Below are 6,005 nucleotides of genomic sequence, written 5' to 3' on the forward strand. Positions count from 1 at the left end.
CCCTGCGCCGGTTCGTCCGGACAGTCCGAGACGGCGAGGCGGCTTTTTCACCAGTCCACGTCGACCCCGAGGTCGTAGAGCACATCGAAGAAGTCGGGGAACGAGACGTCGACGTGGTCGGCGCCCTCGATCGTCGTCTCGCCGTCGGCGACCAGCGCGGCCGTCGCCAGCGCCATGATGATGCGGTGGTCCTCGTAGCCTTCGACGGTCGCGCCGTCGAGGCCGCCGCCGTGGACGACGAGTTCGTCCTCCCCCTCCTCGACGTCGACGCCCATCTTCTCGAGTTCGGTGGCCATCGCCGCGACGCGGTCGGTCTCCTTCAGTCGGACGTGCTCGCAGTCGGTGATCCGGGTCGTCCCCTCGGCGGCCGCCCCCAGCGCCGCGATGGTCGGCAGGAGGTCCGGCGTGTCCGCGACGCCGACCTCGATACCCTCCAGATCGGACTGTGTGACAGTGATGACGCCGTTGTCCCGGTCCCACTCGATGTCGGCGCCCATGTCTTCGAGGATGCCGACGATGGCCGAGTCACCCTGTGCGCTCGGATACGCGCTCTCGACGACGAGTTCGTCGTCGGCCGCCAGCGCGCCCGCCGCCAGCAGATACGACATCGACGAGAAGTCGCCAGGGACGTGATACTCGCCGTCGTCGGGTTCGTAGCTCTGGTCGCCCGGGACGCGGAAGCCGTCGGCACCCGCCGCCCGAATCTCGGAGTCGTCGCCGCCCAGCACCTCGGCCTCGATGCCGAAGTCCGCCAGTACCTCCAGCGTGATATCGACGTAGGGCGCGGACTTGAGGTCGGTCGTCAGTTCGATATCGACGCCAGCGTCGGTGACTGCGCCGGCCATCAGCAGGGCCGTGATGTACTGCGAGGAGACGTCCCCGCGAATGGAGACCTCGTTGCCGAGGACGCCTTCGCCGACGATCAGCGGCGCCTCGCCGTTCGAACGGGTCGATTCCGCTCGGGCGCCGAGTTGCTTCAGCGCGTCCAGAAGCGGGCCCTGCGGTCGCGAGCGAAGCGACGAGTCGCCGGTCAGGACCGTCAGCCCGTCGACCAGCGCGCCCGTAGTCGCCGTCAGACGGATGGTCGTCCCGCTGTTGGCACAGTCGATGACGTCGCCCGGCGTTTCGGGGTCGCCCTCGAAGCCGACGACTTCGAGGTCACCGTCGTCGAGTTCCGTCGTCGACCCACCGTAGGCCTCGACGGCGCGCATGGTCGCGCGCGTGTCGGCGCTGAAAAGCGGATTCCTGACGACGGCGCCGCCCGCATAGCCGGCCGCGAGGATGGCGCGGTGCGTGTAACTCTTCGACGGCGGCGCTCGGGCCGTGCCGCGAACCGTCGACGGCGAGATGTGAGCATCCATACCGATGGGTCGGTGGGCGGCGAAAAGAGACTACCGACTGTCGCCGATGCTTCCCGACTCCTGTTTTCAAAAATGCTATCGGGCGGGCGATACGACCACAGATTCCATGTCAGAGCCCTCCAGCGACGACCGAGTGACGTGGTGGAACGAAGCCTACGACGAGGGGAACGTGCCGTGGGACGTCGGACGGCCGCAGGCCGAACTCGTCGCCGTCGAGCAGACGAACCGAATCGACGGACGAATACTCGACGTCGGGTGCGGGACGGGCGTCGAGGCCCGGTATCTGGCCGACGCGGGCTACGAGGTGGTGGGACTCGACTTCTCCGAGTCCGCGATAGAGGTTGCCCGAAAACGGACGGACAGCGAGGCGGTGTCGTTTGTGGTAGGCGACGCCCTCGAGCTTTCGACCAGTGACCTCGGAAGTTTCGATACCGTCCTCGACTGCGGCATGTTGCACACACTCGAGGGACAGGACCGGGCGGCGTACGTCGGAGAACTCGCGTCGGTTCTCGGAGATGGAGGCCGGGCAGTCTGTCTCGAATTCGGTGCCGACGCGCCGGAAGACTGGGGACCGACGCCGCTCTCGGCCGGCGAAATGCAGCGGATTTTCGACGACGGGTGGACGCTCGACGTTATCGAACCGGTCCCGTTCGAGACACAGCAACGGCCCGTCCCGGGGATTCTCGGCATCGCGGAACGAACGTCGGAACGGTGATTCGCCGAGTTCGTGGGCCTGACCGAAACGGGCCGACGACAATCCCTAATACGCCGCCGCCCGGCGATGATGGTATGGAACCCGACCTCTCGAAACTCGACGATTACCTCGACGACGAGAACCTCGACGGCTACCTCATCAAGGCCGACGGCGAGGACTCGAATCAGCGCTATCTCTCGGGGTTTACCGCTCCGGACCCCTTCGTCACGCTCTATACCGGCGAATCGCATCTGCTGGTCTCGGCGCTGGAGTACGGCCGCGCGAAGCGCAACGCCCGCGCGGCAAGCGTCGAACGCCACTCCGAGTACGACAACCGCGCCAATATCGACGAATACGGGATTCCGGAGGGGTTCTACCACACGCTCGAATCATTCCTCGATGCCCACGACGCGTCGTCGGTGGTCGCTCCCGCCGACTTCCCGCTGGGCGACGCCGACGGCCTGCGTGACCTCGGCGTCGAGATACAGGCCGACACCGACGATGTCATCGAGTCGATTCGCGCGACCAAGACCGACGAGGAGGTCGAGAACATCCGCGAGGCCCAGAAGGCAAACGAGGCGGCGATGGCCCGCGCCGAGGAACTCCTCGACGCCGCTGGAATCGAGGACGGCACGCTCGTCTACGAGGGCGAACCGCTGACTTCCGAGCGCGTCAAACAGGAGATCGAGATCGAACTCCTCCGGCACGGCTGTGCGCTCGACGAGACCATCGTCGCCTGCGGGGCCGACGCCGCCGACCCCCACGACCGTGGGTCGGGCCCGCTGGAAGCCGGCGAGGCCATCATCGTCGACATCTTCCCACGCTCGAAGGAGACTGGCTACTACGCCGACATGACCCGGACCTTCTGCGTCGGCGAACCCTCCGAGACCATCGACGAGTGGTACGACCTGACGCTGGAAGCACAGGAGGCCGCCCTCGACGCCATCGAGGCGGGAGTCACCGGCAGCGATGTCCACGGCGCGGTCTGTGACGTCTACGAGGACGCCGGCCTGCCGACGCTCCGGGCGGATGAGACCGCCGAAACGGGGTTCATCCACACGACCGGCCACGGCGTCGGCCTCGACATCCACGAGTTCCCCCGTGTCTCCGAACAGGACAACGAACTCGAGGCCGGCCACATCATCACCATCGAGCCGGGGCTCTACGACCCCGAGGTCGGCGGCGTCCGCATCGAGGACCTCGTCGTCGTCACCGAGGACGGCTACGAGAACCTGACCGACTACGAGAAGTCGCTCCGCCTCTGAACACGGCGGGACGTTCCCGTTCCAGCCCCACTTATATTTTCAGGGCGCTTCGACCGCCGATTGGTAACACACCTCTTAGAATGAGGGCCGAAATGGTCCGTACATGTCGAGCAGCGACGAACCCCAGCGCGGAATCGCCGTCTGTGCGGATTGTGAGACGGTCCGCCCAGTAGAGATCAAGGCTGGTGGCGAGATACGGCCCCTCGGTGATTCGAACTGCACCTGCGGGACGAAGGCGTTCGAACTCATCGAGTAGACCGACCGGAACCGTCGGCGTTCCGCCCGGCCACTGATAAGGTACAAAAGCCGGCACGTCCTACGTTCTGCCGGCGGCTATGATGAGGCTCCTACCCCCGCTCCGAGCCCCTTGTGACGACGGTTACTCCTGAGCCGCCACCTATCGAGGCCCCGTAGCCGTGCTGAAACGCCCTGATAGCCCGCCGCAATGCGGTCGAACCGAGCGCGTATCCCGAACCCCTTTTGAGTCGGCCGCGGTTATCCGTTCCCATGCAACTGCTCGTCGTCGGTGCCGGGGAGATGGGTCGGTGGTTCGCCCGCCACAGCGGCGCCGACAGCGTCGCGTTCGCCGACAGGGACCACGCCGTCGCCCGGCATGCGGCCTCGGAGGTGACCGAAGCGAGGGCGGTCCCGCTAGATACCGACGAGCGTTTCGAGGTCGTCTGTCTCGCCGTCCCCATGACGGCGGTTCCCGAGGCCATTGCCGACCACGCCGAGAAGGCAACAGAGGCCGTCGTCGACGTCTCCGGCGAGATGCGAGATTCGGTCGCCGCGCTGGCCGAACACGCCGAAAACCGCGAGCGGGCGAGTTTCCATCCGCTGTTTTCGGCCTCGAACGCGCCCGGAAACGTCCCCGTCGTCGTCGACCGCGACGGACCGACCATCGAGGCGATTCGAGACAGCCTCTCGGCCGCCGGCAACGACGTCTTCGAAACGACGCCCGCCGAACACGACACGGCGATGGGGACGGTCCAGGCGAAGGCCCATACCGCCGTCCTGGCCTACGCGCTGGCGGCCGACGACGTCGATTCGCGGTTCCACACGACGCTGTCGGGGCCGCTGGAGGAGTTGGTCGAACAGATGATCGACGGCACGCCCGAGGTCTACGCCGAGATACAGGAGCGTTTCGCGGGCCGTGAGGCCGTCGCCGAGGCCGCGCGTGAACTGGCCGACGCCGACCGCGAAACGTTCGTCGAGCGATACGAGGAAGCCGGAGGCGACGAATGACCGACACCGACGCAATCATCGACAACGCCCGGTACCTCCGGGAGGTCCGCCCCATCGACCCCGAGGAGATATACGAGTACGTCGAGGGCCAACCCCACCCGGCGGTCGTCCGGGAGACGCTCCGCGAGCACGCCTTCGAGTTGGGCATCCGCGAACGCGAGGACGGCACCTTCGTCCCCATCGAAGAGGGGCCGATAGACCCCGAGTTCCACGGCGTCGAACGGTTTCCCGAGAACTACGCGCGTCGCTTCGAGGACCTGCTGGTCGAGGAATACGGCCCCGGCTGGCCCGACGGCGACACCGGCGACGGCCTCCGGGAACGCATCGACGACCTGAAAGAGGCCTACTTCGCCGACAGCGCCGTCGACTACGACCGCGAAACCGCACTCGCCTACGGCATCTATCACCTGCCGGACTACTACGCCGTCATCCAGTACGTCCTCGCCGAACTCGCGCGAGACGGCCTGCTGGACCACGACCTCCGTGTCCTCGAAGTCGGTGCCGGGACTGGCGGTCCCGCGCTCGGACTGCACGACTTCCTCCCGGAGGGCGTCCTCGTCGATTACGACGCCGTCGAACCGAGCGCTGCCGCGGACGTTCTCGAACACATGCTGGAAGAGACCCACCCGAGTTTCCGCCCGACGATTCATCGGACGACCGCCGAGGCGTTCGAGCCTGAAGCCGACGCCGAATACGACCTCATCGTCTTCGCGAACGTTCTCTCGGAACTCGAAGCGCCCGTTGCGGTCGCCGAGCGCTATCTCGACTCGCTGGCCGACGACGGCACGCTCGTTGCCATCTCACCGGCAGAAGAGCGGACCGCCACGCGCCTCCGGGAGATCGAACGCGACCTCGTGGCCCGACGCCCCGACGCCACCGTCTACGCGCCGACCGTTCGGCTCTGGCCCGACGAGGAACCCGACGACCGCGGCTGGACGTTCAGGCGAGAGCCCGACATCGAACCGCCCGCCTTCCAGAGTCGCCTCGACCGGGCGGCCGTCGACGGGGGTGCCGACGGAGACCGGCGCGGCCTCGTCGCGAGCGGCGACGGCACCTATCTCAACACCGACGTCCAGTTCGCCTACCTCCTCCTGCGGACGGACGGCAAGCGGGCTATCGAGTACACGCCGGACCCCGAGCAGGTCGCGAAGATGGCCGACATGGAGGCCCACGTCACCGAGCGCATCGACCTCGACGCGCTCAAACTCTCGCCGAACCTCGCCGAGGAAGGAAACCCCCTCTTCAAGATCAGCGACGGCTCCGAGACGGTCGACCACTACGCCGTGTTGACCCGCGAGTCGGCGCTCAACGAGTCGCTCGCCCGGGCACCCTACGGCTCCCTGCTCCGCTTCGAGAACGTGCTGGTGCTGTGGAACGACGACGAAGAGGCCTACAACCTCGTGGTCGACGCCGAGACGGTCGTCGACCGACTGACGTGAA

General features: G+C 66.8%; 6 protein-coding genes. 5 read left to right on the forward strand and 1 reads right to left on the reverse strand.

The genetic code is table 11. The annotated features are described in order from the left end of the window. Positions 1-47: 47 nt before the first annotated feature. A complete protein-coding gene (gene aroA, locus V5A53_RS12150) occupies positions 48-1,361 on the reverse strand; it encodes a 3-phosphoshikimate 1-carboxyvinyltransferase (RefSeq protein ID WP_332313881.1) in 1,314 nt (437 codons plus the stop codon). Between the two features lie 106 nt (positions 1,362-1,467). On the opposite strand from aroA, the gene V5A53_RS12155 reads away from it, so the two are divergent. The 5 genes from V5A53_RS12155 (at position 1,468) to V5A53_RS12175 (ending at position 6,004) form a co-directional block, all read left to right on the forward strand. Beyond that, the gene (locus V5A53_RS12155; protein ID WP_332313882.1) at positions 1,468-2,076 is read left to right on the forward strand and encodes a class I SAM-dependent methyltransferase; all 609 of its coding nucleotides are present in this window, start codon (positions 1,468-1,470) and stop codon (positions 2,074-2,076) included. Positions 2,077-2,150: 74 nt separating this feature from the next. Next, positions 2,151-3,320 (forward strand): Xaa-Pro peptidase family protein, encoded by a 1,170-nt coding sequence (locus V5A53_RS12160; RefSeq protein ID WP_332313883.1) that lies wholly within the window; start codon positions 2,151-2,153, stop codon positions 3,318-3,320. A gap of 103 nt (positions 3,321-3,423) precedes the next feature. Next, positions 3,424-3,576, forward strand: a complete 153-nt coding sequence (locus tag V5A53_RS12165) for a hypothetical protein (RefSeq protein WP_332313884.1) — start codon at positions 3,424-3,426, stop codon at positions 3,574-3,576. A 251-nt stretch (positions 3,577-3,827) separates the two neighbouring features. Then, a complete protein-coding gene (locus V5A53_RS12170) occupies positions 3,828-4,565 on the forward strand; it encodes an NAD(P)-binding domain-containing protein (protein ID WP_332313885.1) in 738 nt (245 codons plus the stop codon). Beyond that, the gene (locus V5A53_RS12175; protein ID WP_332313886.1) at positions 4,562-6,004 is read left to right on the forward strand and encodes a small ribosomal subunit Rsm22 family protein; all 1,443 of its coding nucleotides are present in this window, start codon (positions 4,562-4,564) and stop codon (positions 6,002-6,004) included. The genes V5A53_RS12170 and V5A53_RS12175 overlap by 4 nt, the downstream gene beginning before the upstream one ends. The last annotated feature ends 1 nt before the right edge of the window (position 6,005 follow it).

The organism is Natronomonas sp., assembly GCF_036625485.1.
Lineage (GTDB): Archaea > Halobacteriota > Halobacteria > Halobacteriales > Haloarculaceae > Natronomonas.

Coding starts and splice junctions, on each gene's coding strand:
- aroA (WP_332313881.1), bottom strand. CDS start 1,361: ATGGATGCTCACATCTCGCCGTCGACGGTTCGCGGCACGGCCCGAGCG.
- V5A53_RS12155 (WP_332313882.1), top strand. CDS start 1,468: ATGTCAGAGCCCTCCAGCGACGACCGAGTGACGTGGTGGAACGAAGCC.
- V5A53_RS12160 (WP_332313883.1), top strand. CDS start 2,151: ATGGAACCCGACCTCTCGAAACTCGACGATTACCTCGACGACGAGAAC.
- V5A53_RS12165 (WP_332313884.1), top strand. CDS start 3,424: ATGTCGAGCAGCGACGAACCCCAGCGCGGAATCGCCGTCTGTGCGGAT.
- V5A53_RS12170 (WP_332313885.1), top strand. CDS start 3,828: ATGCAACTGCTCGTCGTCGGTGCCGGGGAGATGGGTCGGTGGTTCGCC.
- V5A53_RS12175 (WP_332313886.1), top strand. CDS start 4,562: ATGACCGACACCGACGCAATCATCGACAACGCCCGGTACCTCCGGGAG.